Here is a 25,740-nt window from a genome sequence, read left to right on the forward strand (position 1 = left end):
ACTATGTGCCGGTGCCCGGGAATCCAAGCGCGACGGGCTCCGACCAGGTGACCTGGTCGGAGCCCGTCTCGAACGCCCTTGCGCGGGGGGTGCGCTCGGACGGGATCAGGCGGCCGTCTGCAGCTCGCGGACCTCGACGGCCGTGCGGACCACGGCCGGGGCCGCGTTGTCCTGCTCCGGCGTCAGGTGGGTGCGCAGGCGCAGCGCCAGCCAGACGATCAGCAGGGTGCTGCCCGCCATGGCCGCGAGGTAGAGCGGCCAGGTGCCGGAGCCGACCATCAGCACGCCGACGGCCGGGCCGACCGCGACGGCGATCTGCTTCACCAGGGCGTACCCGGCGTTGTAGGTACCGAGCAGCCGGGAGGGGGCGAGGTCGGCGACCATCGGGCCCATGGTGGGCGCGAGCAGCGACTCGCCGACGCCGAACAGGGCGTAGACCGAGACGATGGCGACCGTGGCGGCCATGGTCTCCGTGCGGATCAGGCCGGCGACCAGGGCCATCGTCCAGGCGCCGAGCCAGACCACGGCGGCGGCGGCCATCGCGGTGGTGCGGCGGCGGCGCGCGGTGATGCGCACCATGAACATCTGCAGGATCACGATGGTCAGCGCGTTGGCGCCGATCGCGAGGCCCAGGGTGGACGGGGCGGTGCCGACGGTGTCGGTGGCGAAGGCCGCGACGCCGGACTCGAACTGGCCGTAGCAGGTGAAGAAGATCAGGCCGGCGAGGATGCTGAGCCGCACCATCGCCTTGTCGGCGAGCAGGGCGCGCAGGCCCGTCGGGCCGCCCTTGTTCTCCTGGACGGCGGACAGCTGCGCCCGGGGCATCCGGGTGGTGCCGGTGATCAGGGCGAGGCCGAGGAACGTCGCCGCCTCGATGGTGAACAGCCGGGTGAGGCTGGCCGGGTCGCTGACGTCCACGATCTGGCCGCCGACCAGGGCGCCGATGCCCATGCCCAGGTTGACCAGGGTGAACTGCAGCGCGAAGGCGTGCGAGCGCGTGGCCGCCGTCGAGCTGCGGACGATCATCGTGGCGAGCGCCGGCTGGCAGGTGGTGACACCCGCGCCGAACAGGAAGGAGGAGACCAGCAGCGCCGGGGTTCCGGTGGCGTGCCCGAAGGCGAACGCGCCGACGGCGGCCAGGCCCGCCCCCGCGAGGAGCACCGGGCGGGGGCCGTACTTGTCGATGCCCCGGCCGGTGATCGGCAGCACGGCGAGCGCCGCGAGCGCGAAGACGGTGAAGACCATCCCCGCCGCCAGCGATCCGAGCCCGCGCACCTGGTCCACGTACACGAACATGTACGGCATCGTGAACCCGCCGCCGAACGCGCTGAGCGCGTTTCCGATCTGGACGCGGCGCAGCGGACCGCCCGCTCCACGCTGCCGCCTCTGCTGCTTCACCGTGCCGATCACCGTGCACATCCCTTCCTGGTTCGTCCGGTGTTTCCCCTGGAACTCTTAATCCCAGAAGATTTCAGACCTAAACTGTGACGAGATAAAGTCTTAGCACCGGAAGAGTGCGGAGTCAAAGGCTTAAGGGGTGCACGCTCGTGCGACACTGGTCCGCATGACTACGGACAAGCCGGCGACGACGGCCGACAAGCCCGCGCCGGCCACCCCCCTGGAGTTCGGCATCGCGGAGCAGGTGGCGCTCTACCAGCGGGAGTTCCCGACGGTGGACCCGCAGGTCGAGACGATCGTGCAGACCCTCAACCGGGTCTCGCGGCGGATGGGCGTGGCCTACGACCGGCAGCTGACTGTGCTGGGAATCACCTCCGCCGAGTGGGAGGTGCTCAAGGCGCTCGTGGTCTCCGGCAGCCCGTACCGGCTGGGCCCCGGCGAGCTCGCCAAGCGGCTCGCGCTGACCCCGGCGGCGATGACGCACCGGATCGACCGGATGGTGGCGGAGGGCCTGGTCACCCGGGATCGGGACGAGTCCAACCGGGTGCGCGTGATCATCGAGCTGACCGAGCTCGGCCGCGACAAGTGGCTGGAGTCGATGCGGATGGCGGCGGTCTTCGAGGAGGAGCTGCTCCAGGACATCGCCGGGGAGGAGCGCACGCTGCTCTCGGGCCTGCTGGCCCGGATGCTGCTGCGGATCGAGGAGAGCCGGCCCGAGGCGCCGGGGCGCACGGCGAACCAGTAGGCGAAGACGGGTCCGGCCCGCCGGGGGTGATCCCCCGGCGGGCCGGACCGTTCACTGCTCAGGTGCGGTGCGAGGGTCCGTCAGCCCTCAGCTCCGGTGGGTCAGCAGGGACCGTTGTCGGTCCAGACGCCCCACTGGCCGCTCAGGCTCGGGTCCTCGCCCTGGGTCCACCACTTGTTGGTGTAGTAGTGGCCCTTCCACGAGACCTTGGTGCCGCCGGCCGCGTAGACGGTCGCGGAGTTCCAGGCCGGGGCGGCCGTGCAGGTCGGGTTGCCGGTGGGCGTACCGGTGGGGGTGCCGGTCGGCGTGCCCGTGGGGGTGCCGGTCGGCGTGCCCGTGGGCGTACCGGTCGGGGTCCCGGTGGGCGTGCCGGTCGGGGTGCCGGTCGGCGTCGCGGTCGGGGTGCCGGTCGGCGGGGCCGGGCAGCCGCTGGCGGAGCCGTTGACGGCGGTCACCATCTTGTCGAAGAGGGTGGTCTTGGTACCAAGGTCGTACAGCGAGAAGGCGAAGGCGCCGCCGAGGCCGTTGCAGTGGGCGTAGTCGATCTTGGCCTGGATCGAGCGGCTGTCCTCACCGCTCCAGAAGGTGGTGCCGTCGTAGAAGTACGTGGCCTTGGCGTCGTCGTCCCAGAAGGTCTTGGACGGGTTGTCGACGAAGCCCGTGAGCTCCTTGTACATCTGGATGCCGGCGACGTTGCCCGAGTTCGCGGAGCCGGTCGCGGGGCTGGCGGCGGGCTGGAAGAGGCCGTTCTTGCCGTTGTTCTGGACGCCGGTCCAGCCGCGGTAGTAGAACGGGACACCCATGTTGATCTTCTTGGCCGGGAAGCCGCCGGGGATGCCGTAGTCCGGGTCGCCGACCGTCCACGCCTTGATGGCGTTGTCGATCGAGTACTTGCCGTGGCCCGGCTTGGCCGGGGTGGACGGGTCGTTCGGGCCCGAGTACAGGGCGGACTGGTGGTTGGTCGGCCCCTGGGCGTCCCAGCCGCCGTGCAGGTCGTAGGTCATGACGTCCATGAACGTGAGGTACTGACCGATCTTGTCGGTCTCGACGTTCATGATCTTGTCCTGGCCGGCGCCGACGGCCGCGGTCAGGTCGTAGGTCTTGTGGTCCGTCTGGCCCTGGGCGTCGAGCTGCTTGCGGAACTCGGCCAGCAGCAGGGTGAAGTTCTGCTTGTCGGCCGGGCTGGAGAGGTTGCCGGTGTGGCCGCCGCCGCCCGGGTACTCCCAGTCGAGGTCGAAGCCGTCGAAGATGCCGGCCGCCGTGCCGGGGCCGCCGAAGCCGCCCTCGGAGGGGATGTTGCCCTTGATGAACATGTCGATGCAGGAGGACACCAGGTGCTTGCGCGAGGCGTCGGTGGCGGCGGCCGCGGAGAAGTACTTGGAGTAGGTCCAGCCGCCGATCGACATCAGGACCTTGAGCTTGGGGTTCTTCGCCTTCAGCTTCTTGAGCTGGTTGAAGTTGCCCGCGACCGGCTGGTTCCAGACGTCGCCCACGCCGTCGACGGAGATGTCCGCGCCGAAGCTCTTCTGGTAGTCGGCGAACGAGTCGCCCGCGCCGTCACCCGCGTTGGGGTTGTTGTCGTTGCCGTCGGCGGCCTTGTTGGCCTCGAAACAGCCCAGGTCGGTCGGGTGGATGTTGGCGAACGAGTACTGCATGTAGTCCAGCTGGCCGGCGACGCCGGTGTCCTGGATGGTCTTCGGGTAGTACGCGTTCAGGTAGATCGACCACTGGTCGAAGTAGGCGACCTTGAGGCCGCCCGAAGTGGCGGGCGCGCCGGTGGAGTTGGTGGTGGCGGCGCTGGCCGAGCCACCGCCGGTCAGCGCGAGGCCCGCGCCGAGCAGCAGGGAGGCGGCGGTGCCGGCCGCGATGGCGACCAGGCTCTTGGGACGGCGGCGACGGCCGTCCTGGGGAGCCGGCGTCCCGGCCCTTTCGATGCGTGAGCGCAGCATGGGTGCGTGACTCCTGGTTGTGGGGGTGCCGTCGCCCCTGGGGCGCGCGTCCGGGGTGGGGCCGGACGACAGGGGCATGACAGATCAGGGGTGGGGAGTGGAGGGCGATCAGGTCTTGACGGACGGACATCGGGATGTGCCGAACCGGCGCCCCCGGCCGTGAGGCCGTTGACGCCGGTTCAGGGGCTCCCTGCACCTGGGCATAAAAATGGACTAGACCAACTCCCCCGTCAAGAGGTGCCGTTGGGCCTTGAGCCGGGCTTAAGGTTCCGCCCCGGCTCCGCCCCCGGCCCTGCCCCCGCCCCCACCTGCGCCTCGGTACCGGACGGCTCAGTACCGGACGGCGTTGGCGACCTCGGCCTTCACCGTGCCCGACAGGTCCCGGTTGCTGCGGGCGGTGGCCTGCGCGCTCTGGCCCGCCGCCACGTCGTTGACGGTCACCGCCGCCGCGTCGAGCACCTTGCCGGACTCGTCGGTGAAGTTCACCTGGATCACGTACCGGTACGACTGCTGCCCGTGGTTGGTGACGGTCAGCGCCGCCTGCGCCTTGCCGTCCGAGCCGGTGGTCACCGCCCCGAGGGCGACGTCCCCCTTGGCGTCCAGGCCGCCCTTGATGCCCTCGATCGCCGAGGAGGCGGCCGACACCGCCGCCGAGGCCTCCGCCTGGGCCGAGGAGATCAGCGCCCCCGCCCCGCCCGCCGCCGAGGCCAGCGCGGAGGCGGCGGAGGCGGCGGCGCTCACGCCCTTCTCGATCTCGCCGATCGCCGAGGAGGCGGTGCTGCTCGCCGTCTTGCCCGAGGAGCAGCCCGCCAGCGCCGCCGCGCCGAGCACCGCCGCGGCCAGCACCCCGGCGACGGCCCTGCGGCGGCGCAACACCGGTGCGTCCGGCGGCCGTCGGGTGACGCGCGGAAGGCGGGCCCGGGCGGGCGGCTGGCGGTCCATGTGGTCCTCGATCCTTCGAAGTTCCTTCGGAGTTCCCTCGGAGAGTGGTTACGGGCGCCCTCGGAGAGTGGTTACGGGCGCACCCCCCGAGAGTGGTCTCGCGGCCGGCAGGCCGGGGCTACGAGAGCCCCGAGCCCTCCTGCTCGTCGGCCTCCACGGCGGCCCGCTCCTCGCGCAGCCGCACCACGTGCCGGCGGCGCGCCACCACGCCGTACGCACTCGCGGCGCTGGCCAGGAAGGCCGCCAGGCCGACCCAGGGCCGGTCGAAGACGTGGCCCGTCAGGTGGTCCAGGGAGTAGCGGCCCGGGCCGGCCAGGCCGATCGCGAGCCCGGTCGCGCCGAGGAAGGCCGGGTACTCGTAGCCGCCGCCCATGGCGAAGAAGCCCGCCGGGGCGTGCACCGCCACCGCACCGGCCATCGTCCCGGCCACCACCGCCCCGGCCGCGGGCGTGGCCAGCCCGGCCACCAGCAGCGCGCCGCCGCCCGCCTCGCCCAGGCCCGCCGCGATGGCGCTCTCCCGGGCGGGGTGGAAGCCCATGTGCTCCATCGCGGCGGTGGTGCCCTCGAGGCCGCCGCCACCGAACCAGCCGAACAGCTTCTGGGCGCCGTGGGCGATCAGCACCCCGCCGACCGCGCCGCGCAGGGCCAGCAGGCCCAGGTCCTTACGGTTCAGGCACATGTCGCGTCCTCGTTTCCGTGCGTCCGTGCTTCCGTGCCGGATTCGTCCTCCCTCCATGGCACCCGAGCACGCCCGCGCGTTCGACCTGGGGCCGCCATCCGGGCGAATCCGCCGCCGTACGGGAATGAGCCGGACGGCGCGCTACGGCGCGCTACGGGGCCACGACCGGATGCCAGGGCACCGGGCTGGAGAGGATCATCGAGCTGGACGGCTGCCCGTAGCCACCGAGCCGGTCGCACAGGGCCTCGAAGTCCGCCATCGTCGGCACCGCGACCAGCAGCACGCAGCAGGCCCCGCCCGTGACCCGGTGCAGCTGCAGCACCTCCGGCCAGGTGGCCACGTCCGGGTCGCGCAGGACGCAGCGCGGCCCGTAGCACTGGATCTGCACCAGCGCGGTGATCGGCAGCCCGGCCCGGGTGAGGTCGACGTGGGCGTGGTAGCCGCTGATCACGCCCTCCGCCTCCAGCCGGCGGACCCGTTCGGCCACCGCGGGTGCGGACAGGCTCACCCGGCGGGAGAGTTCGTTGTACGAGAGCCGGGCGTCGGCCTGCAGCTCGGCCAGCAGGCGGCGGTCGACGGCGTCCATGGGGGCTCCCTGAGGGTGTGGACCGGCGGTTTTTCCGTTCGTAAAGGGAATCCGCGAAACGCCTCGTGAACGGCAGCCCCGAGGGCGGTTGCGGTGCCCGTCGACCATTCAACCGGGGGGTGGGACCGCCGCACAATGGGCCTCGGTGGGAACCGGGCCTTCTGTCCGGTCCGCCGACCCCGGGCGAGGGCGCCCGGACGGATCAGGAGGGATCGGGATGGGGCACGACACGGTGGAGACACCCAGCCTGTCATTCGGTCGGGGCGGCGAGCCGGGTCGGGGCACCCCGTACGCCCAGTACGTACGGCTGGAGGAGCTGCACAGCCTCCAGCACCCGCGCAGCAAGGAACCGGCGGAGCTGTCCTTCATCGTCACCACCCAGGTGATGGAGCTGCTCTTCGACCTGCTGCGGCACGAGTGGACGATCGCCCGGCAGGCGCTGCGCGAGGACGACCTGCCCGCCGCGCTGGCCGCGCTGCGCCGGGGCACCCACGCGCAGAACGTGCTGGTGGAGTCCTGGGACCTGCTGGCCACCATGACGCCGCAGGAGTTCAACTCCTTCCGCTCGCTGTTCGGCGAAGCCTCCGGCTTCCAGTCGGCCGCGTTCCTGCACCTGGAGTTCATGCTCGGCAACAAGAACGCCGCGCTGCTGGCGATGTACGCCGGCATGCCGGAGACGCAGGCCGGCCTGGAGGAGGCGCTGCGCTCCCCCGGCCTGTACGACGAGGCGCTGGCCCTGCTCGCCCGGCACGGCCTGGACGTGCCCGCGACGGCCTCCGCCGAGCGCCACCGCCCGTCCGAGGAGGTGGCCGCGGCCTGGCGCCGGGTGTACACCGAGCCGGAGTTCGCCGGCCTGCGGCCGCTGGGCGAGACGCTGCTGGACGTGGCCGAGCGGGTCACCCGCTGGCGCCAGCGCCACCTGTCCTCGGTGAAGCGGACGATGGGCGGAAAGCCCGGTTCGGGCGGCTCCAGCGGGCTGGCCTGGCTGCGCAAGTCCGCCGAGCAGGACGTGTTCCCGGAGCTGTGGGCCATCCGGGACGAGCTGTGAGCGAGGGGAACGGGACCATGACGTCGACGACGCGGACCACGCGCGAGGAGTGCGCCGCACTGGACGCCGCCGACCCGCTGGCGGCGTTCCGGGAGGAGTTCTCCCTGCCGCCCGGGGTGATCTACCTGGACGGCAACTCGCTGGGCGCCCTGCCGGTGCGCACCCCCGCGCGGGTGGCGCAGGTGGTCGAGCAGGAGTGGGGCCACGACCTCATCCGCAGCTGGAACGACGCGGGCTGGTTCGAGCAGCCCTACCGGCTCGGGCGCCGGCTCGCGCCGCTGATCGGCGCGGGCCCGCAGGAGGTGGTGGTCTGCGACACCACCTCGGTGAACCTGTTCAAGGTGCTGTCGGCCGCGCTCGCGCTGCGCCCGGGCCGGCGCACGGTGCTGGGCGACGGCGAGGCGTTCCCGACCGACCTGTACATCGCCGAGGGCGTGACGGGCCTGGTCGAGGGCGCGCGCCAGGTGCTCGTCCGCCCCGAGGAGCTGGACGCGCACCTGGACGCCGATGTGGCCGTCGTCGTGCTCTCGCACGTGGACTACCGGACCGGCGAACTGCTGGACATGCCCGGCATCACCGCCCGGGTGCAGGCCGCGGGCGCGCTGATGATCTGGGACGTGTGCCACTCCGTGGGCGCGCTTCCCGTCGAACTCGGCGCAGCGGGCGCCGACTTCGCGGTCGGCTGCACCTACAAGTACCTCAACTCCGGCCCCGGCGCCCCGGCCTTCCTGTACGTGGCCGAGCGGCACCTGGCGGCCGCGCCCACCCAGCCGCTGAGCGGCTGGTTCGGCCACGCCCGCCCGTTCGCCTTCGAGCCCGGCTACGAGGCCAAGCCCGGCATCGGCCGGTTCCTGACCAGCTCGCCCTCCCTGCTCGGCCAGGCCGCCCTGGGCGTCAGCCTGGACGTGTGGGAGCGGGCCGACCTCGCGGCCGTCCGGGCCAAGAGCCTGGCGCTGACCGACCTGTTCATCTCCCTGGTCGAGCGCCTGGACGGCGTGGAGGTGGTCACCCCGCGCGAGCACGCCCGGCGCGGCAGCCAGGTCGCGCTGCGGCACGCCGACGGCTACCCGGTGGTCCAGGCCCTGATCGCGCGCGGGGTGATCGGCGACTTCCGCGCCCCGGACCTGATGCGCTTCGGCTTCACGCCGCTCTACCTCTCGTACACCGAGGTGTGGGACGCGGCGCGGCACCTGGCCGAGGTGCTGGAGAGCGGCGAGTGGCGCGAGGAGCGCTTCTCCCGCCGGGGCGAGGTGACTTGACCGGAGCCGCCCGGTCCCGTCCGGCAGATGACGTGACGGAGGTCATGGCCGTACGGTAGTTCGACGCCCATCACCCTTGGGAAACCTCCCTTCTGACCGTTCGTCGGCCACAGGGGAGGTTTCACCATGAAGATCGAACTCGGACCGCTCGGCCCGAAGCCCTCCGAACAGATCCTCGGGCTGATCCTGCTCTTCACGATGATGACCACCCTGGGCCTGCGCCTCCTGCCGCGCATCGAGCGGCTGCGGGCCGAGCGCTGGGAGGCCACCGAGGGGCGGGTCGAGCACGCGGAGGAGCTGCGCGCCGAGGCGGAGTCCCTCCGGCAGGCCCGGCTCCAGGAGCTCACGGCCGCCCGGCACCAGGCCGCCCGCATCCGCCAGGACTACGCCGAGCAGGGCGCCGCCTCCATCGCGGCGGCCCGCGCGGAGGCCCTGCGCGACCGGAAGGCGCTGCTCGCCGCCACACACGCCGCGCTCGACGCGGACCGTGTCCAGGCGAACGCCCGACTGCGCGAGGACGTCGGCGAGTTGGCCGTCACCCTGGCCGGCCGGGTGGTCGGCGAGCCGGTGCACACGGTCGCCGCCGAGCGCCGTACGGTGGACCGCTTCTTCGCGGACCGCTGAGGCCGCGCCGCTCGTCACGTCTCAGTGGAGGGCCTGGTCAGTTCGCCGACCAGGCCCTTCAGCACGTCGAAGGCCGGCTTGCGGGAGTAGTCGTCGCGCAGCAGCCCGAAGTGGTGGAACAGGTCCGCGCCCGCGCTGTCCGCGTCCCGCAGACCGAAGAACCCGTAACCGGTGACGCCGAGTTCGGCGGCGAGCCCGGCCACCGTCCGGACCACCAGCTCGACGACCTCGGCCTGTCGCGCCTCACTGCGCCCGGGGCCGGGGCCGGTGGGCCAGCCGTTCTCGCAGATCCGCACCGGGACGTTCGGTGCGATGCCCGCCTTCGGGAGCGCGTCGTTACGGAAGCTCTCCACCAACCACCGGACGGCGCCCGCGAGTTGCTCGCCCGGCACCGGCCGGAACACGTCGGGGAAGAAGTCCAGGCCGACGTAGTCCAGCGCCCGGTGGAAGCGCTCGTCGGCGAGTTCGCCGATCTCGGGCCAGAAGGTGTCGGCCGGATCGAAGGCCGGCACCGCGTTGAACCCGACCGCCAGGTCGGTGAACCCGCAGGCCAGCGCCGCCTCCTTGGCCGCGACCACCCCCTCCACCAGGGCCCGGCGCACCCCCGGCACGCTGCCGTCCAGGACGGGGAGGTCCGCGTTGGGCTCCTCGCAGATCTGCAGGGCGGCGATCCGGGCGCCCTCGGACCGGACGACGGTCCGGATGGAGTCCAGCCAGCCGTCCAGCTCGCCGCTGGAGCCGCCGAGGCCGCCGGGGCCGCCGGAGCCGCTGGAGCCGCCGGGGCCGCGGTACTGGAGGACGAGGTCGAGCTTGCGGCCGTCGCCGAGGTACTGCTCGGGGCGGGCCGGGGTCGGGTCGTCGGCCGGGTAGGAGCGGTAGGCACGGACGGTGAACCGTGGTGCACCGCCCTGGAGTTCGCGCAGCGCTTCGGTGATCCGCGCGGGGTCGTCGGGGCTGACGGGGTCGATCAGGCCGGTCTCGCTGCCGAGCCGGCCGCCGGGGTAGACGCCGAAGGTGAAGCCGTCGCCGAAGTAGGTCATGGCGACACCGTACTCCAGATTTTTGGTGTCACTGCAAGTTTGGAGTGACACCATGGATAGCGGATAGACTCCGGGCATGGGACTTCGCGAGACCAAGAAGCAGCAGACCCGGCTCCTGCTGGCCGACACGGCCATGGGCCTGTTCGCCGAACGCGGCTTCGACAAGGTCACCGTCACCGAGATCGCCCGGGCCGCCGGAGTCGCACCCACCACCGTCTTCAACTACTTCCCGACGAAGGAGGACCTCTTCTTCGACCGGGAGGACGAGGTGGTCGCCCGGCTCGCCGAGGCCGTCCGCCACCGACCGCCGGGCAGCTCCGCCGCCCGGGCCGTCCGGGACGACCTGCTGGCGGCCATCGCGAGCGGCGAGCCCACGGTGGGGCTCAACCCAGGGATCGCCACGTTCTGGCGGATCGTCGCCGACAGCCCCGCCCTGCGCGCCCGCCTGCTGGACCTCGGCGAACGAGCCGAAGCCGCCCTCGCCGAAGCCCTCGCCGAGGAGACCGGCACCGACCCCGCCGACCCCCTCCCCCGCCTCACCGCCGGCGCCCTCGCCGGCGCCCACCGGGCGGCGCTCGCGGAGATCCGCCGCGCCGTGGTCGGCGGCGAGGCGCCCGCCACGCTGCGCCCCCGGATCGAGGCGGCGGTGGAACGGGCCTTCGCCCTCCTCGGCGAGGGCCTCGCCGACTACCCGCCGGCGCGGCGCTGACAGTATGCGACAGCACAGGCCGCCCGGGTCGGCGAGGACCCGGGCGGCCTGTGCGTTCAGCGCGTTACGGCCGGTCGGCCGTTACGGCCGGTCAGCTGTGGCGACCACGGCGGCGGGCGGCCAGCACGGCCAGACCGCCGAGGGCGAGCAGACCCGCGCCCGCCAGGCCGAAGATCATCGGCGCGTCGCCCGCACCGGTGGACGGCAGCTCACCGCCGCCACCGTGGTGGTGGCTGCTCGGACCCGGGGCCGGGGCCGAGCTCGTGCTCGTGCTCTCACTCGCGCTCGGCGAGGAGGACGGCGAGGTCGACGGGCTCGGCGAAGAGGAGGGGCTCGACGACGGGCTCGGAGAGGAGGAGGGGCTCGACGACGGGCTCGGAGAGGAGGACGGCGACGAGGACGGGCTCGGCGACGGGGAGGACGACGGGCTCGACGAAGGCGAAGGGCTCGGCGAGGACGACGGGCTCGGCGACGGCGAAGGGCTCGGTGACGGCGACGAGGACGGGCTCGACGAAGGCGACGGGCTCGGGGAGGAGCTCGGCGAGGACGACGGGCTCGGCGACTGCGACGGCGACTCGGACGGCGACGGGCTCGGCGACACCTTGCACTCCGGCAGGTCCCCGTCGAACGGGTAGCTGTGGAGCTCGTACCCGCCCGTCCCCGTGTGGATCAGGTTGCCCGCGAGGTACACCCGCCCGTTCATGCCCGGCTGGGCGATGGTCATCGTGCCGCCCGGGTTGCCCGCGAGCACCGATCCCTGGAACTGGGCGCTGCCGAGGATCTGGGCGTTGGTCGCGGTCGGGAAGTTGTACATCAGCTTCGACCGCATGTCGGTGGTCTGGTCCCCGGCCAGGCCGGTACCCGTGTAGGTGTTGATGATCGGGCTGTCCCCGAGCATGTTCACCACGACGGTGGCGCCGGCCGGGATGTTGTTGAAGACCAGGCCGATCTGCCCGCCGGTGGGCGAGGCGAGGTTCCCGGGGACGTTGAAGACCTGCTTCATGCTGGTCCCGTCGCCGGTGAAGGTCGCCTGGCTGGAGGAGACGTCGACGGTGCCGGTCGCGGTGGCCCGCCCGACACAGTCGGAGACCTCCTCGATCTGGGTGAGCACGGTCTGGTAGGGCGCGGCGGCGTTCGGGTCCGCGATGGACTGGCCCGTCGGGTCGATGGTGACGACGCCCGAGACGCTGCCCGCGTGGCGCAGGTTGCCGAAGGCCGGGCCGTGCGAGTCGCTGCCGCCGATGAGGATCGAGTTGCCTCTCGCCGCGACGACGTCGCCGCCGGTGGTGACGAAGTCGCTGCCGTTCGGCGGGACGATGCGCGAGCCGACGCCGACGACGCCCATGTTGTAGATGCCGCCGCCGTTCTTGTCGACGGTCAGGTTCCCCAGGGTGACGATCTTTCCCTCGGCCTCGGCCGCACGGCCGTTGACGGTGTAGTTGCCGCCGGTGAAGACGTTGATGCTGGCGTCGCGGCCGGTGAAGTCGCCGTTGTTGGGCCCCGGCCAGGTGGCCGGGCAGTCCGGCCCGGTGCAGGCGCCCAGCGGCGGGGCGAGCGGCGCGGCCGTACCGACCGTCGACAGCACGACGGCCATCGGCAGGGCCGCGACGGCGGTGGCCACGGCGATGCGGACGGTCCGGCGGCGCCCGGCGGGTGCCCTTCTCGTAGCGGTTCTCCTGTGACCCGGCGTACCGGTACGGCCCTGACCCATCGACACTTCCTCCGCGCATGGAAAAGGGCAGGTGTCGAAGACCTGCCACATTCTGTGTGATCTGCTGTCGATCCCACAGATTCGGTGTATCCAACCCCAAAACGGACGAATCACACCCTACAGACCCTCAGGTCGAATCCGAAAGTCATTCGAAGGGCGCAGCCGGCGACAGTGCCCAGGCAGCGCACGGGCAGCGCACGGGCAGCGCACGGGCAGCGCCCAGGCAGGGCCCGGGACGGAATCACCGACCGGGGACGGGTCCGGCTAGGTTGGGGGCATGACCACCGAGGCCCAGGACCGGAGCGCCCCGCTCGTCGCCGTCGCGTCCACGGACGCCGTACTGCGCCACCCCGAGGCGGGGGAACACCTGCTCACCGCCATGGAGCGGGAGCGCGCCGCCCGGTTCCGCAACGAGTCCGGACGGGCCGACTACACCGCCGGGCACGTCCTCGTCCGGCTCTGCGCCGCCCGGCTGCTCGGCGTCCCGGTGACGGCGGTCGTGCTCGCCCAGCAGTGCCCGGACTGCGGCCTCGCCGACCACGGCAAGCCCTACCTGCCGGACCATCCCGGGGTGGAGGTGACGCTCTCCCACACCAAGGGCGTGGTCGCGGCCGGGGCGGGCTTCCAGCCCGTCGGGGTGGACGTCGAACTGGCGGTGCGCGGCGGCTCGTTGCGCGCGGTCGCCCGCCGGGTGCTCACCGCCGGCGAGCTCGCCGCCGTCGAGGCCGCGCCGGAGCCGGACCTCGCCTTCCTGCGGCAGTGGGTGCGCAAGGAGTCCCTGATCAAGATCGGCCGGGCCCGCCTCGACACCCTCGGCGAGATCGACCTCGCCGCCCTCCCCCTGGACGTCCCCCCGGGCGAGCCGCTCCGCAGCCGCTACGAGGACCTCCACCTGCTCGACTGGACGGACCCCGGGCACGGCGCCGCCGTCGCCGCCGTCTCCACGGCCGCCCCGCGGGTCGTCGATCTCACGGCTTAGCGGAGCACCGACTCCAGGAAGTCGCTGCCGATCCGGACCACCACCGAGAGGTCCAACTGGTGGAGGACGTAGCGGCCCCGGCGGCGGGTGGTGAGCAGCCCGGCCCTGCGCAGGACGGCGAGGTGCCGGGACACCTCGGGGGGCGTGATGTCGCAGGCGTCGGCCAGCTCGCTCGTCGAGGAGGCGCCGCGCGCCAGGTGGCGGCAGAGGTTCATCCGCATCTGGTGGGTCAGCGCCTCCAGGCGCAGCTTCACCGCCTCCACCGACTCGGTGCCGCCGACCTCGTGGGCGGCGGCCGGGTACTGGATGACCGGCTGCCAGCCCGGCGCGTACAGGGAGAGGAAGTGCGGCCAGCCGAAGACGGTGGGCAGCAGGGTGACGCCGCTGCTCCGGGCGTCGGTGCGGCCGTGCACCAGCTTGTCGACGACGATGCGGCTGCCCTGCCCGTCCTCCTCCAGGCTCAGCACGGAGGAGGCCGCGGTGAGCGCCTCGGCGAGGCCCTTGCGGCGCAGCAGGTCGGTCTTGTGCCGGGCGTCGGCGGCGAGCTGGACGTGGACGCGGCGCCAGGCGTCGGCGAAGAACGCCCGGTCGCAGTCCTCCAGGAGGCGCCGGATCCAGGCGCGGGTGCCGGTGGGGTCGGCCAGCATCCGTTCGCCGAAGGCCGCCTGGCGCGGTCCCCGCGCGGCCGCCAGGTCGAGGGCGCGGCGGCGTGCCCGGCCGTCGGTGAGCGGCGAGGGCATGCCCCTGCCGTAGAGGCTGCTGCTGCACGAGATCTCCATGGCCGAGCCGACGAAGGTCTCGTCGTCCAGGCGGTCGAGGTCGTCCAGTTCCTCGGCGAGGGTCTCCCGGGGGCGGGCGGGCATCAGGAAGTCGGAGCGGGTGGAGCGCCACATGAAGTCGGCCTCGAACAGGCGGTCGGCGAGCTCCGGCTCCAGAGCGGCGGAGGTCGCCGTGGTCCAGGCGTGCAGCCGGGGGTGGTGAGCGGGCTCGGCCAGCGCGTGCAGGGCGTTGCCGAGTTCGGCCAGCGGCGAGGGGCTGAAGACGATCCGCTCGGGCGGCAGTCCGGTGATGTCGATGGTCACGCTCACCCCACCATGATGCCGGGGCGGGCGGGGGCGCTGTCGCGCCGTTTGACCAGGGCCGTCAATCGGCGGGACGGGCGCGGTGCGGCGGGCGCAGGGTGAGCGGCATGAACGCACTCCAGCAGCACCTCCTCGACAGCCACCGCGCCGCCCGGCACGGCGAGCCGGCCCCGCCCCTGCCGGGCACCCACGACCTCGCCGTGCTGCGGGACCTCGTGCGCCGCGTCCGGCTCGCCGTGCGGGGCGGGGAGCGCTAAGCCCCGGGTGGCGGCGCGTGGGCTCCAGGTGTGCCTCGGGGCGGCGGATAAGCAGGTGTTAGCGTGCCTGGTCGCGGGCGCTCCCGCTCCCCGTCCTCTCCCCCGGATCGATCGAAGGTGCCCCGCCGTGGCCAAGTTCCTGCTGAGCCTGCACGTTCTCGTGTCGGTCCTGTTCATAGGCCCGGTCGCCGTCGCCGTCAGCATGTTCCCGCGCCGGGCGAAGGCCGCGCTCGCGGGCGGGCCGGACGCCGCCGGCGAGGCGGGCGTGCTGCGCGTCCTGCACCGGATCACCCAGGTCTACGCGCTGCTGGGCGTCTCCGTTCCGGTCCTGGGCATCGGCGTCGCGCAGGTCATGGACGTGCTCGGCCAGTCCTGGCTGATCGTCTCGATGGTGCTCACCGCGATCGCGGGCCTCTCGCTGCTCCTCTTCGTCCTGCCCGGCCAGCAGGCCGCCGTGGACGCGCTCGGGCTGGCTCCCGAGGACGAGCAGCACGGCAAGGCCGTGAAGGGCCTGCGGCTGCTGCCGATGACGGCCGGGGTGTTCAACCTGCTGTGGGCCGTGGTCGTGGTGCTGATGATCATCCGGCCGGGGTCCACCACCGGGGTCTGACCGCCGAGGTCTGACGCCCTCTGCCGTGTTCGGGGCTCGTTCGAGTACCGTCCTCGATCATGACGATCGTGGCGGGCATGGGCAGCCCGACAGGGACCGGCGTCGGCGCGCTGCTGCGCGGCTGGCGGGAGCGGCGACACCTCAGCCAGCTGGAACTGGCGCTCCGGGCCGACTCCTCGGCCCGGCACCTCAGCTTCGTCGAGAACGGGCGCTCCCGCCCGAGCCGGGAGCTGCTGCTGCGGCTGGCCGAGCACCTGGACGTCCCGGTGCGGGAGCGCAACGCGCTGCTGCTCGCGGCCGGCTACGCCCCCTGTTTCGCCGAGACGCCGCTGGACGACCCGTCGATGGACGCGCTGCGCGGCGGCGTGGAGCGGCTGCTCGCCGCCCACGACCCGTACCCGGCGGTGGTCGTCGACGGCGCGTTCCGGGTGCTGGCGGCCAACCGGGCGATCGGGCTGCTGCTGGACGGCGTCGCCCCGCACCTGCTGGAGCCGCCGTTCAACGCGATCCGGCTCGTCCTGCACCCGGACGGGCTGGCGCCGCGGATCGTCAACCACCGGCAGTGGCGGGGGCATCTGCTGGAGCGGATGGAGCGGCAGCTGGAGCTGGTCCGTTCCGAGCCGCTGCGGCGGCTGTACGAGGAGGTCCGGGGCTACCCCGAGCCGGTCGACGCGTGCGACGCCTCGGCGGAGGACCTCGGCTGCTCGCTCGCACTGCCGCTGCGGATCCGGCACGACGGGCGGGTGCTGTCGTTCCTGTCGACCATCGCGACCTTCAACACGCCGCTGGACGTGACGGTCTCCGAGCTGGCGATGGAGACGTTCCTGCCGGCGGACGAGCCGACGGCCCGGTATCTCTGGCAAGCCGTCCAGCAGCCTTAGCGGACGTCGCGCCGCAGGGCGGTGAGCTGGAGGGCGACGAAGAGGGCGACCACGGCGGCCTGGGCGGGGATCCAGACGGCGCCGGCGGTGGTCGGCTCCAGCCGGGCGGCGAGGGCGACCAGGCTGAGGACCGTCCAGGCGGCGTTGAGGTCGACGACCGTCAGGACGGCGAGCCGGTGGGGGCGCGGACGGGTGGCCAGGGCGGCGACCAGCAGGGCGTAGACGGTGAGGAAGAGCCCGAGGCCGAAGAGGGTGGAGCGGCCGATGCCGAGCAGGTCGCCGAGGGGGCCGGGGAGGGCGAGGTAGGCGAGTCCGTTGCCGCCGGTCACCACGGCGTCCAGGGCGAGGGTGCCGCGGACGGTCCACGGCGAGAAGGCGGGGGCGGGGGACGGGGTGCGGGTGGTCGCGTTCGCGGACATGGCGGATCGCCTCCTGACACGGGTGCGGGCTGGGGTTCCTCTGCGGCGGAACTATGGAAGTAGTGGCACTACTGGCGTAGTCGTGGCGCCGCCGGAGCAGCGGGACTGCGGATGTAGTGGCACTACTTCCGTAGTCCCGCCGCCGTCGTGCGACCAGCCTGCCGGGCGCCGGGGTGGGCGTCGATTACCTCCCGGGTAAGCGCCCCGGCTCACGGCCGATCCCGGAGCAGCACCCCCGCGCGCTTCACCGCGCGGGCGGTGATGGTGGTCTCGGCGCGGGTGACGCCGAGGGGGCCGAGGGTGTCGGTGAGGAAGCGGTAGAGGGCCGGGTGGTCGGGGCAGAAGAGCGTGGCCAGGAGGTTGGTGGGGCCACTGGTGGCGAAGACGCCGTGGACCTGGGGGTGGCCGGCGAGGGCTTCGCCGACCTCGGCGAGGCGGCCGGGCGGGACGTCCAGCCAGAGGTTGGCGTCCACGGCCATGCCGAGCAGGCGGGGGTCGACGGTGACGTGGGCGCGCAGCAGCCCCAGCCCGTCCAGCCGGTTCAGGCGGCGGCGGACGGTCGACTCGGGCGCGCCGGTCGCGGCGGCCAGGGCGGCGTGGGACTGCCGGGCGTCCTCGCCCAGGCGGTCGAGCAGGGCGCGGTCGAGGTCGTCGACGGGTGGCCGGACGGCGGGGCGCGGTGGCCGGGGGCGGGCGAGGGCGGCGATCTCACTCCCGGTCAGGTACCCGGCCTGCCACTGGGAGGCGTCCGCGAAGGCGTGGAGCACGGCGTGGGCGGTGGTCTCGGTGACGGCGCTGGTGGCGGGCAGCTGCCCGTACAGGAGGCGGTCGCGGGAGCCGGCGTCGGTGAGCATGACGGCGCCGATCTCCTGGCCGCCGAGGAGGATGTCGACGAAGGGCACGTCGGGCCGGTCGGCCAGGGCGCGGGCGACGGCGTCGACGGTGCCGCCGAGCACCCGGACACGCAGCAGCAGGGCGCCGACGGCGTCGTCCTCGACGTCGGGGAGGCGGACCACCCGCAGCACGCCCGTCTGCCGCATCCGGCCGAGGCGGCGGGTGACCGTCCGGGCGGAGACGCCGAGCACCTCGGCGAGACGGCCGGGTTCGGCCCGCCCGTCGAGCTGGAGGGCGCAGACCAGACGGCGGTCGAGGGTGTCCAGCACGCTGTCCGGATCAGTCGCTGCCAGGTCCATGGTGTCCGTTCTCCGTCGTTCGAGCGCCGATGACGTCCTGATCAGCAGCACCCACGGTACCTCTTGTCCTACCGACGAGGAGGAGGACGACGATGGACCTGTGGACGACGGCGGAGGGCGTGGAGGCGGCGGTGCGCGAGGTCGGCGCGGGGCTGGCGGCGCGCCGGCCCGTGGAGCCGGTGCAGGCGCGGACGCCCGAGGAGGCGGCCGCGGCCTTCGCGGCGGTGGACGGCCCGGCCGCCGCCGAGCTGCGCGAGCGGCTCACCGCGCTGTACCCGGCGGCCGGCTGGCTGCCCGAGGAGCTGGACGGCTCGCTGCCCGCCGAGGGTGAGTGGTGGGTCTGCGACGCGACGGACGGCGCGGTGCAGTACCTGCTCGGGCAGCCGCACTGGGCGGTGACGGCCACGCTGGTGCGCGACGGCGAGGCGGAGCTGGCCGTCGTCCACGCCCCGGAGCTGTTCGGCCGGGGCCGCACCTACCGGGCGGTGCTGGGCGGCGGCGCCCAGCTGGACGGGCGGCCGATCGCGCCGGTGGAGCGGGAGTTGGCGATCACCGTCGCGGCCACCAGCCAGCCGCCGATGGTCGCCCGGGACGCGACGGCGCTGCGCCGTGCCGGGGAGTCGCTGTCCGCGATGGCGGGCGCGGTGCTGGCGGTGCGCAACCTCGGCCCGACCGCGCTCCAGGTGGCGCAGGTCGGTTCCGGGCACCTGCCGCTGTTCTGGCAGTACGGCGTGGACGCGGGCAATCTGCTGCCCGGCGCCCTGATCGCGCGCGAGGCGGGCGCGGCGGTGACGGACGCCGCCGGGGCGGCCTGGACGGCCGGCTCCGACAGCTTCCTCGCCGCCGCGCCCGGGCTGCACGCGCGGGCGGTGGAGGTCCTGCGAGCGGTCAGCTGACCCCGAGGCCGAACAGTTCGGCCGCGTTGTCGTGGCAGACGGCCCGCAGCCACTCCTCCCCCAGCCCGAGCCCGGCCAGCGCCTCCAGCTGGTGGACGTACCGGTAGGGGATGTTGGGGAAGTCGCTGCCGAGCAGCACCCGTTCGCGCAGGGCGCGCAGCCGGGGCAGCTCCTCGCGGGGGAAGGGCTGCTCGGCCTCGACGAAGTCGGTGAAGGCCATGGTCGTGTCCAGCCTCACGGCGGGGTGGCGTTCGGCGAGGTCGAGGAACTCGCCGTACTCGGACATGCCGAGGTGGGCGACGACGAGCACCAGGCGGGGGTGGCGCTTGAGCACCTCGCCGATCGGGCCGGGGCCGGTGTACCGGCCCGCCACCGGGCCGGAGCCGCAGTGGGTGACCACGGGGGTGCCGCTGTCGGCCAACAGGCCCCACACCTCGTCGAGTTCACGCGCCGCCGGATCGTAGCCGCCGACCTGGAGGTGGGCCTTGAACACCCGGGCGCCGTCCTCGACGGCCCGGGCGGTGTAGGCCGCCGCCCCGGGTTCGGGGAAGAAGGTGGCGGTGTGGAGGCAGTCGGGGGTGCGGGCGGCGAAGTCGGCGGCCCAGGCGTTGAGCCAGCCGGCCATGCCGGGCTTGTGCGGGTAGAGCATCGAGGTGAACGCCCGGACGCCGAACTCCCGCAGCCGCGCGACCCGTTCGGCCTCGGCCTCGCGGTAGGCGATGGGCCAGGGGCGGCCGATGAGCGGGCCGGCCGCGTCGAAGTAGGCCCACACCTTGTCGAGGACGTTCTTCGGCATGAAGTGGGTGTGCACGTCGATGAGCCCGGGCAGGCCGAGGCCCTGCCAGAACTCCCGTACGGTGGAGGCCTCCTGAGTGCTCACGCGGGCACCGGCCGGGCGCGGTCGACGATGGCGGCGGTGTCGACGCCGACGGGCAGGGTGCCGAAGGCGGAGCCCCGGTCGCCCGCGAGGCGGGTGGCGCAGAAGGCGTCGGCGACGGCCGGGTGGCCGTAGCGGACGAGCAGGGAGCCCTGGAAGGCCAGCGCCATCGCCTCGACGAGGCGGCGGGTGCGGTACTCCAGGTCGGTCAGGTCGCCGAGCTGCTTGCGCAGGTCGGCGACGGCCGCGTCCAGCCGGCGGTCGGCTCCGGCGGCGGCGTCGAGTTCGCCGAGGAAGGCCTGGACCGCCTCGGGGCGCCGGGCCATGGCGCGCAGCACGTCCAGGGCGGCGACGTTGCCGGAGCCCTCCCAGATCGAGACCAGGGGCGCCTCGCGGTAGAGCCGGGGCATGCCGGACTCCTCGACGTAGCCGTTGCCGCCCAGGCACTCCAGGGCTTCGGCGGCGTGGGCGGGGCCGCGCTTGCAGACCCAGTACTTGGCGGCGGCCAGGCCCAACCGCCGTACCAGCGCCTCGGTTTCGTCGCCGGCGAGGGCGAGGTCGGTGGCCCGGGCCAGGCGCATGGCGACGATCGTGGCGGCCTCGGACTCGACGACCAGGTCGGCGAGGACGTTGGCCATCAGCGGCTGGTCGGCCAGCGGTTTGCCGAACGCCCGCCGGTGCAGGGCGTGGTGGACGGCCCGGGTGGCGGCCTGGCGCATGCCGGAGGCGGCGCCGATGGTGCAGTCCAGGCGGGTCATGTTGACCATCTCGATGATGGTCGGCACGCCCCGGCCCTCCTCGCCGACGAGCCAGCCGACGGCGCCGTCGTACTCCAGCTCGGCGGAGGCGTTGGACTTGTTGCCGAGCTTGTCCTTGAGGCGCATCAGCTGGAGCCGGTTGCGGCTGCCGTCCGGGAGGACGCGCGGCAGCGCGAAGCAGCTGAGCCCGCCGGGGGCCTGGGCGAGGGTGAGGAAGAGGTCGGACATGGGCGCGGAGGTGAACCACTTGTGCCCGGTGAGGCGGTAGGTGCCGTCGGGCTGCGGGGTGGCGACGGTGGTGTTGGTGCGGACGTCCGAGCCGCCCTGCTTCTCGGTCATCGACATGCCGGCGATCAGGCCGCGCTTGGTGTGCGGCTCGCGCAGCCCGAAGTCGTACTCCTTCGCGGCCAGCAGTGGCTCCAACTCGGCGGCCAGGGAGGGGCTGTGGCGCAGGGCGGGGACGGCGGCGTAGGTCATGGAGACCGGGCAGGTGTGGCCGGCCTCGACCTGGCCCCAGACGTGGAACTTCGCGGCGCGGGCGGAGTGCGCGCCCGGCCGGTCGTCGCGCCAGGGCGCGGCGTGCAGGCCGTGGGAGACGGCGGTGCGCATCAGCTCGTGCCAGGAGGGGTGGAACTCGACCTCGTCGACGCGGTGGCCGAAGCGGTCGTGGGTGCGCAGCACGGGCGGGTGCTCGTTGGCCAGGCGGCCGTGTTCGGCGGCCTCCTCGGAGCCGGCGAGGCGGCCGAGTTCGCGCAGTTCGGGTTCGGCCCAGCCGGCGCCCGCGCGGTGCAGGGCGTCGAGCAGGGTCGGGTCGGCGGCGGTGTCGTGTCCGTACGGCAGGGGCACCTGGTTGGTGACCTCATGCGTCGCTGTCATCGCGTCCTCCCAGGGCACGCAGGGTGAAGGAGACCAGGGCGGGGACCACCTCGGAGGCGGCCCGGTCGGTGGGGTCGGCGAGCGGTCCGGCGAGGGCCTCACCGACGGCGCCGACGAGGGCGGCGGCGGTCAGCACCGGGTCCTGCTCGGGGAGTTCGCCGTTCGCGAGGGCGGCGGCGATCTCGGTGGCGATCACATCACGGAAGGCCCGCCGGAAGACGAGGCGCTCGCCGTCGACCACGGCGTCGGCCGGTTCGACGAGCAGGGCGTACGCGAGGCGGGGGGCGCGCAGGGCGCGGGCGGCGAAGGTCTCGACGACGGCGGCGACGCGGCGCTGCGGGGTGTCCTGGCGGGCGAGGGCCTCGTGGACGGCGGCGATCTCCCGGTTCACGACGCGGCGGAACAGCTCGACGGAGAGCTCGGCCTTGTTGGCGAAGTGCTGGTAGAGGCTGCCGGTGGCGATCCCGGCGCGGTCGGCGACGGCGGCCATGGTGCAGCCGCCGTAGCCGCGGTCGGCGAGCAGGAGCACGGCCGACTGCAGCACGGCCTCGCGCTGGGCGTCCAGACGGGCTTGGACCGCGGGGGTGCGTCGGTAGGCCACGGAAAGCATTGAAGCACCGATTCAGCACTTCAGGAAGGGACCGCTTCGGACAGGGGCCGCTTCGGGCAGGGGCCGCTTCGGACAGGGGCCGGGAACGCGAGGAGGCCACCCCCGCGCGGGGGTGGCCTCCTGTGGTGGCGAAACGGCGAAACGCCGCGCGTTACAGCGGGCGGTGCTCCTGCTCCAGCTTCTGGCCCTCGACGTCGAGCGGGCCGAACGCCGGGATCAGCTGCGGGGACTTGGTCAGCGAGCGGGCCGCGGGGGCCTGCTCACCGAGGCCGGCCCACTCCAGCACCTTGGCGGTCGCCTCGGCCGACTCGGCGGCGGGCAGCTTGCCGATGTTGGAGCCGTGGTTGCCGCCGGGCACGGTGTAGACGTAGCTGTCGTTCTCCTCGTCCGGCCGGAACGGCTTGGCGCCCCACGGGTCGTTGCCGCCGTAGACGTAGATGATCCGCTCGCCGTCGCGCTTCACCCAGCGGTCGATGTCGCGCATCGCGTACGGGTTGAAGCCGGGGACGTTGACGTCCTTGGAGATGTAGGTCCGGGCGGAGTACAGCTCCTTGTAGTCGTAGTGCAGCAGGTCCTTGAGGTTCGAGACGTCGAAGAACGGCTGCCCCAGCTCGGTGGCCGCCTGGTAGTAGTACGCGGTGTACTTCGCCAGGCCCTGGTCGCTGTTGCCGGTGGCGCCCACCTGGGCGTCGTACCAGGCGAACAGCTCGTCGTCGGTCGCGGTGGCCGCGACCGGGACCTTGGCGCAGTCGGCCTCCAGGCTGTACTGCCAGAACGCCCAGACGGTGTCCAGCACGCCGCCCTCGTAGGCGCGGTCCGCGCTGCCGACGGTGGTGAAGGTGGAGCCGGCCGCCTTGTTGGCCGCGTCGAAGCGGGTCTCCATGTGGTCGCGGCGCACCAGCAGTTCGCGCTGGGCGGCCGAGAGGCGGTTGCGGCACTCGGGGGTGCCGACGGTCTGGAAGAACTTGCTGTAGGCGGAGTAGTCGTCGATGTTCGTGTTGTTCGGCGCGACGTAGGCGACGGTGCCGGCCATGTCGTCCGGGTAGAACCGGCGGTAGTAGGTGGAGGACATGCCGCCCTTGCTGGCGCCGGTGGAGAGCCACTCCTGGTCGTAGATCCGCTTGAGGGCGGTGACCAGCTGGTGGGAGTCGGCGGCCTGCTGGCGGATGCCCGCCTTGGTCCAGTCGGCCGGCTCGGGGCGCGAGGGGGTGAAGTAGCGGTACTCGATGGAGACCTGGTTGCCGTCCACCAGCCGGGTGGGCTCGGTGCGGGACGGGTTGGTGCCCAGGGTGTAGCCGTTGGTGTAGAAGACGGTCGGGCGGTCGTAGCCGCGGTGCAGGAGGGTGAACCGCTGCTGGAAGGTGCCCAGCCAAGGGCGGAAGTGGTCGATCGGCTGGGTGTAGGTGGCGACGAAGAAGCGGTGGCCGGTGGTGGTCGGCTTCTCCTCCGTGATCGTCACGCCGGGGATCGCCGCGAGGCGGTCCTTGATGTCGGCGTTCGGGTCGTCGGCGGGGCTGTGGCCGTGGGCGGCCGCGGCCGCACCGCCGTCCGCGGCCAGCGCGGGGCCCGCCAGACCTCCGCCCATCACCAGGACCGGGGTCAGCGCGGCGGTGACCAGCAGACCTCGGAACCTGGCTATCGACTTGGTGCTCATCAACTCTCCATCGGGTCAACGGACATGACAGGTGGTGTCAACGGCCCTACGGGCGGGGCAGGACGCAGCCGGCGCGCGTCAGGTCGAGCCGGTTGCCGGGGCCGAAGCAGGCGGGGATGCCGTAGGTCTCCTGGGCGTAGCCGATGCCCTGGCGCACCGTCACGTTGCCGGACTGGTCGACCTCGCACGGGTTGTCGAGGGTGCAGCTCTCGCCGCTCTCGTTGATCGTGTTGTTGACCGCGACGACCTGGCCGGTCGAGGCGTCGACCACGGGCGAGCCGGAGGTGCCGCCGATGACGTTGCAGCCGGAGGTGTAGCGGACGGAGTCCTTGAAGGTCCAGTCCGCCTCCTTGAGCCGGTAGGCGAAGCCGTCGACCGAGCAGGAGTAGATCTTCTTCCAGTACCCGGACACGACCCGGATGTCGGCGCCCCGGACGGGGTGGGTGTCGGCGATGGTCAGCGCGGAGATGCCGTACTTGGACTTGATCGCGGCGTAGGTGGTGTTCAGCTGGTAGATCGACACGTCGGTGTCGGTCATGGCGCCGTAGACCACCTTGGTGGCGCGCAGCGTGGCGAGCTTGCCGCCGCTGGAGCCGAGGAGGCTGAAGGTCCGGCTGGAGGCCTGGTTGGTGACGACCTGCCCGGGGCCGGGCATGCCGGACTCCAGGCAGTGGCCGTTGGAGAGCACCAGGGCGGGGTCGGTCGGGGTGGAGTTCGGCATCCGGACGACCGAGCCGGAGCAGTTGCTCAGCGCCACCGTTCCGGCGAAGGAGACGGAGCCGAGCGGGGCGGCACCGGCGGGGGCGGGCTGGGCCTGGGCGGGGGCGGCGCCCACCAGGGCGGTGCCTCCGGCGAGGGCGAGCGCGGCGAGCGTGCCTATGAGCGGCTTCTTCATGAGAGACCTCTCGGTGTCGTGGGGGTCCGCCAAAACTGTCGCGGACATGACCCGGTGTCAAGGGTCACCACATGACCTGGACACCGCTCCCGCCGGACGGCGGGTGGCCCGCACGCGCGAAGGCGCCGGTCAGCGGCAGGTTTCCCGCCGCCGGCGCCTCCGGGTTCACGAGCGGGGCAGGGCGCAGTCGGGCAACGTCAGGTCCAGCTGGTTGCCCGGGCCGAAGCAGGCCGGGATGAGGTACGTCTCCTGGGCGTAGCCGATGCCCGGATGCACCGTCACGTTGCCGGACTGGTCGACCTCGCACGGGTTGTTGAGGGTGCAGCTCTCGCCGCTCTCGTTGATGGTGTTGTTCACGGCGACCAGCAGGCCCGTCGAGGCGTCGACCACCGGGGAGCCGGAGGTGCCGCCGATGACGTTGCAGCCGGAGGTGTAGCGGACGGAGTCCTTGAAGGTCCAGTCCGCCTCGTTGAGCCGGTAGGCGAAGCCGTCGACCGAGCAGGAGTAGATCCGCTTCCAGTACCCGGAGACGACGCGGATGTCGGCTCCCTGGGCGGGGTGGGTGTCGGCGACGGTCAGCGGCGCTATGCCGTACTGCGCCTGGATGGTGGCGTAGTCGGTGTCCAGCTGGTAGATCGTCACGTCGGTGTCGGTCATCGCGCTGTAGACGACCTGGGTCGCCGTCAGGGTCGCGAGGTCGCCGCCGTCCGGACTGAGCAGGGTGAACGTCCGGCTGGAGGGCTGGTTGGTGACGACCTGCCCGGGGCCGGGCATGCCGGACTCCAGGCAGTGGCCGTTGGAGAGCACCAGGGCCGGGTCGGTCGGGGCGGAGTTCGGCATCCGGACGACCGAGCCGGAGCAGTTGCTCAGCGCCACCGTTCCGGCGAAGGTGACGGCGTCGACGGGGTCGGCGTGAGCGGGGGCGGGCTGGGCCTGGGCGGGGGCGGCGCCCACCAGGGCGGTTCCTCCGGCGAGGGCGAGCGCGGCGATGGTGCCGATGAGCGGCTTCTTCATGAGAGACCTCTCGGTGTGGGGGTCCACCAAACTTGTCGCGGACATGACC

Annotated in this window: 26 protein-coding genes; 10 read left to right on the forward strand and 16 right to left on the reverse strand. The window is 73.0% G+C overall.

Going from position 1 to position 25,740, the window contains the following annotated elements:
- Positions 1 to 105 precede the first annotated feature (105 nt).
- Positions 106 to 1,410 (reverse strand): MFS transporter, encoded by a 1,305-nt coding sequence (locus tag ACIBCA_RS24420; protein ID WP_396285101.1) that lies wholly within the window; start codon positions 1,408 to 1,410, stop codon positions 106 to 108.
- Between the two features lie 154 nt (positions 1,411 to 1,564).
- Between ACIBCA_RS24420 and ACIBCA_RS24425 the strand changes: the two genes are divergently transcribed.
- Entirely contained in the window at positions 1,565 to 2,143 is a 579-nt protein-coding gene (locus tag ACIBCA_RS24425) for a MarR family winged helix-turn-helix transcriptional regulator (protein WP_396285102.1), read from the forward strand.
- 101 nt (positions 2,144 to 2,244) lie between these two features.
- Here ACIBCA_RS24425 and ACIBCA_RS24430 read toward each other — a convergent pair whose 3' ends face one another.
- From ACIBCA_RS24430 to ACIBCA_RS24445, 4 genes are all read right to left on the reverse strand, one after another.
- Complete coding sequence (locus ACIBCA_RS24430) at positions 2,245 to 4,092, reverse strand: glycosyl hydrolase family 18 protein (protein ID WP_396285103.1); 1,848 nt, start codon at positions 4,090 to 4,092, stop codon at positions 2,245 to 2,247.
- 330 nt (positions 4,093 to 4,422) lie between these two features.
- Positions 4,423 to 5,034: an FxLYD domain-containing protein gene (locus tag ACIBCA_RS24435; protein ID WP_396285104.1), complete on the reverse strand. Its 612-nt coding sequence runs from the start codon at positions 5,032 to 5,034 to the stop codon at positions 4,423 to 4,425.
- Positions 5,035 to 5,152: 118 nt separating this feature from the next.
- Positions 5,153 to 5,713: a DoxX family protein gene (locus ACIBCA_RS24440; RefSeq protein WP_396285105.1), complete on the reverse strand. Its 561-nt coding sequence runs from the start codon at positions 5,711 to 5,713 to the stop codon at positions 5,153 to 5,155.
- A gap of 151 nt (positions 5,714 to 5,864) precedes the next feature.
- Positions 5,865 to 6,299 carry an Lrp/AsnC family transcriptional regulator gene (locus tag ACIBCA_RS24445; protein WP_396285106.1) on the reverse strand — a complete coding sequence of 145 codons (435 nt, stop codon included), beginning with the start codon at positions 6,297 to 6,299 and terminating at the stop codon, positions 5,865 to 5,867.
- A gap of 217 nt (positions 6,300 to 6,516) precedes the next feature.
- Here ACIBCA_RS24445 and ACIBCA_RS24450 point away from each other — a divergent pair, with 217 nt between their 5' ends.
- The 3 genes from ACIBCA_RS24450 to ACIBCA_RS24460 all read left to right on the forward strand — a co-directional run bounded on the left by ACIBCA_RS24450 (position 6,517) and on the right by ACIBCA_RS24460 (position 9,230).
- Positions 6,517 to 7,347 carry a tryptophan 2,3-dioxygenase gene (locus ACIBCA_RS24450; protein WP_396285107.1) on the forward strand — a complete coding sequence of 277 codons (831 nt, stop codon included), beginning with the start codon at positions 6,517 to 6,519 and terminating at the stop codon, positions 7,345 to 7,347.
- A 17-nt stretch (positions 7,348 to 7,364) separates the two neighbouring features.
- A complete protein-coding gene (gene kynU, locus ACIBCA_RS24455; protein ID WP_396285108.1) occupies positions 7,365 to 8,606 on the forward strand; it encodes a kynureninase in 1,242 nt (413 codons plus the stop codon).
- 126 nt (positions 8,607 to 8,732) lie between these two features.
- The gene (locus tag ACIBCA_RS24460; RefSeq protein ID WP_396285109.1) at positions 8,733 to 9,230 is read left to right on the forward strand and encodes a hypothetical protein; all 498 of its coding nucleotides are present in this window, start codon (positions 8,733 to 8,735) and stop codon (positions 9,228 to 9,230) included.
- Positions 9,231 to 9,244: 14 nt separating this feature from the next.
- On the opposite strand, the gene ACIBCA_RS24465 is transcribed toward ACIBCA_RS24460, so the two are convergent.
- Positions 9,245 to 10,270 (reverse strand): hypothetical protein, encoded by a 1,026-nt coding sequence (locus ACIBCA_RS24465; protein WP_396285110.1) that lies wholly within the window; start codon positions 10,268 to 10,270, stop codon positions 9,245 to 9,247.
- A 76-nt stretch (positions 10,271 to 10,346) separates the two neighbouring features.
- Between ACIBCA_RS24465 and ACIBCA_RS24470 the strand changes: the two genes are divergently transcribed.
- Positions 10,347 to 10,979, forward strand: coding sequence for a TetR family transcriptional regulator (locus ACIBCA_RS24470; protein ID WP_037973422.1), 633 nt, complete (start codon positions 10,347 to 10,349; stop codon positions 10,977 to 10,979).
- Between the two features lie 91 nt (positions 10,980 to 11,070).
- Here ACIBCA_RS24470 and ACIBCA_RS24475 read toward each other — a convergent pair whose 3' ends face one another.
- Positions 11,071 to 12,600, reverse strand: coding sequence for a choice-of-anchor A family protein (locus tag ACIBCA_RS24475; RefSeq protein ID WP_396285111.1), 1,530 nt, complete (start codon positions 12,598 to 12,600; stop codon positions 11,071 to 11,073).
- A gap of 367 nt (positions 12,601 to 12,967) precedes the next feature.
- Between ACIBCA_RS24475 and ACIBCA_RS24480 the strand changes: the two genes are divergently transcribed.
- Positions 12,968 to 13,669, forward strand: a complete 702-nt coding sequence (locus ACIBCA_RS24480; protein WP_396285112.1) for a 4'-phosphopantetheinyl transferase family protein — start codon at positions 12,968 to 12,970, stop codon at positions 13,667 to 13,669.
- Here ACIBCA_RS24480 and ACIBCA_RS24485 read toward each other — a convergent pair.
- Positions 13,666 to 14,757 carry a DUF5937 family protein gene (locus ACIBCA_RS24485; protein ID WP_396285113.1) on the reverse strand — a complete coding sequence of 364 codons (1,092 nt, stop codon included), beginning with the start codon at positions 14,755 to 14,757 and terminating at the stop codon, positions 13,666 to 13,668. The two genes, ACIBCA_RS24480 and ACIBCA_RS24485, sit on opposite strands and share 4 nt — an antisense overlap.
- Positions 14,758 to 14,858: 101 nt before the next feature.
- On the opposite strand from ACIBCA_RS24485, the gene ACIBCA_RS24490 reads away from it, so the two are divergent.
- From ACIBCA_RS24490 to ACIBCA_RS24500, 3 genes are all read left to right on the forward strand, one after another.
- Positions 14,859 to 15,008, forward strand: a complete 150-nt coding sequence (locus ACIBCA_RS24490; protein WP_396285114.1) for a hypothetical protein — start codon at positions 14,859 to 14,861, stop codon at positions 15,006 to 15,008.
- Positions 15,009 to 15,135: 127 nt separating this feature from the next.
- Positions 15,136 to 15,618: a hypothetical protein gene (locus ACIBCA_RS24495; protein WP_396285115.1), complete on the forward strand. Its 483-nt coding sequence runs from the start codon at positions 15,136 to 15,138 to the stop codon at positions 15,616 to 15,618.
- Positions 15,619 to 15,677: 59 nt separating this feature from the next.
- Positions 15,678 to 16,499 (forward strand): helix-turn-helix domain-containing protein, encoded by an 822-nt coding sequence (locus tag ACIBCA_RS24500; protein ID WP_396285116.1) that lies wholly within the window; start codon positions 15,678 to 15,680, stop codon positions 16,497 to 16,499.
- Here the strand turns inward: ACIBCA_RS24500 and ACIBCA_RS24505 are convergent.
- Together ACIBCA_RS24505 and ACIBCA_RS24510 are read right to left on the reverse strand one after the other, a co-directional pair.
- Positions 16,496 to 16,918, reverse strand: a complete 423-nt coding sequence (locus tag ACIBCA_RS24505; RefSeq protein WP_396285117.1) for a hypothetical protein — start codon at positions 16,916 to 16,918, stop codon at positions 16,496 to 16,498. The two genes, ACIBCA_RS24500 and ACIBCA_RS24505, sit on opposite strands and share 4 nt — an antisense overlap.
- 209 nt (positions 16,919 to 17,127) lie before the next feature.
- Positions 17,128 to 18,111, reverse strand: a complete 984-nt coding sequence (locus tag ACIBCA_RS24510) for an Lrp/AsnC family transcriptional regulator (protein WP_396285118.1) — start codon at positions 18,109 to 18,111, stop codon at positions 17,128 to 17,130.
- Between the two features lie 92 nt (positions 18,112 to 18,203).
- Between ACIBCA_RS24510 and ACIBCA_RS24515 the strand changes: the two genes are divergently transcribed.
- Positions 18,204 to 19,007: an inositol monophosphatase family protein gene (locus ACIBCA_RS24515; protein ID WP_396285120.1), complete on the forward strand. Its 804-nt coding sequence runs from the start codon at positions 18,204 to 18,206 to the stop codon at positions 19,005 to 19,007.
- On the opposite strand, the gene ACIBCA_RS24520 is transcribed toward ACIBCA_RS24515, so the two are convergent.
- From ACIBCA_RS24520 to ACIBCA_RS24545, 6 genes are all read right to left on the reverse strand, one after another.
- A complete protein-coding gene (locus ACIBCA_RS24520; RefSeq protein ID WP_396285121.1) occupies positions 19,000 to 19,887 on the reverse strand; it encodes an amidohydrolase family protein in 888 nt (295 codons plus the stop codon). The two genes, ACIBCA_RS24515 and ACIBCA_RS24520, sit on opposite strands and share 8 nt — an antisense overlap.
- Positions 19,884 to 21,518: an acyl-CoA dehydrogenase family protein gene (locus ACIBCA_RS24525; RefSeq protein ID WP_396285122.1), complete on the reverse strand. Its 1,635-nt coding sequence runs from the start codon at positions 21,516 to 21,518 to the stop codon at positions 19,884 to 19,886. The genes ACIBCA_RS24520 and ACIBCA_RS24525 overlap by 4 nt, the downstream gene beginning before the upstream one ends.
- Entirely contained in the window at positions 21,502 to 22,119 is a 618-nt protein-coding gene (locus ACIBCA_RS24530) for a TetR/AcrR family transcriptional regulator (protein ID WP_396285123.1), read from the reverse strand. The genes ACIBCA_RS24525 and ACIBCA_RS24530 overlap by 17 nt, the downstream gene beginning before the upstream one ends.
- 160 nt (positions 22,120 to 22,279) lie before the next feature.
- Positions 22,280 to 23,713 (reverse strand): S28 family serine protease, encoded by a 1,434-nt coding sequence (locus tag ACIBCA_RS24535; RefSeq protein ID WP_396285281.1) that lies wholly within the window; start codon positions 23,711 to 23,713, stop codon positions 22,280 to 22,282.
- A gap of 115 nt (positions 23,714 to 23,828) precedes the next feature.
- Positions 23,829 to 24,677, reverse strand: coding sequence for a serine protease (locus ACIBCA_RS24540; RefSeq protein ID WP_396285124.1), 849 nt, complete (start codon positions 24,675 to 24,677; stop codon positions 23,829 to 23,831).
- Positions 24,678 to 24,842: 165 nt separating this feature from the next.
- Complete coding sequence (locus tag ACIBCA_RS24545; RefSeq protein ID WP_396285125.1) at positions 24,843 to 25,691, reverse strand: serine protease; 849 nt, start codon at positions 25,689 to 25,691, stop codon at positions 24,843 to 24,845.
- Positions 25,692 to 25,740 lie beyond the last annotated feature (49 nt).

The organism is Kitasatospora sp. NPDC051170, assembly GCF_044455705.1.
Lineage (GTDB): Bacteria > Actinomycetota > Actinomycetes > Streptomycetales > Streptomycetaceae > Kitasatospora.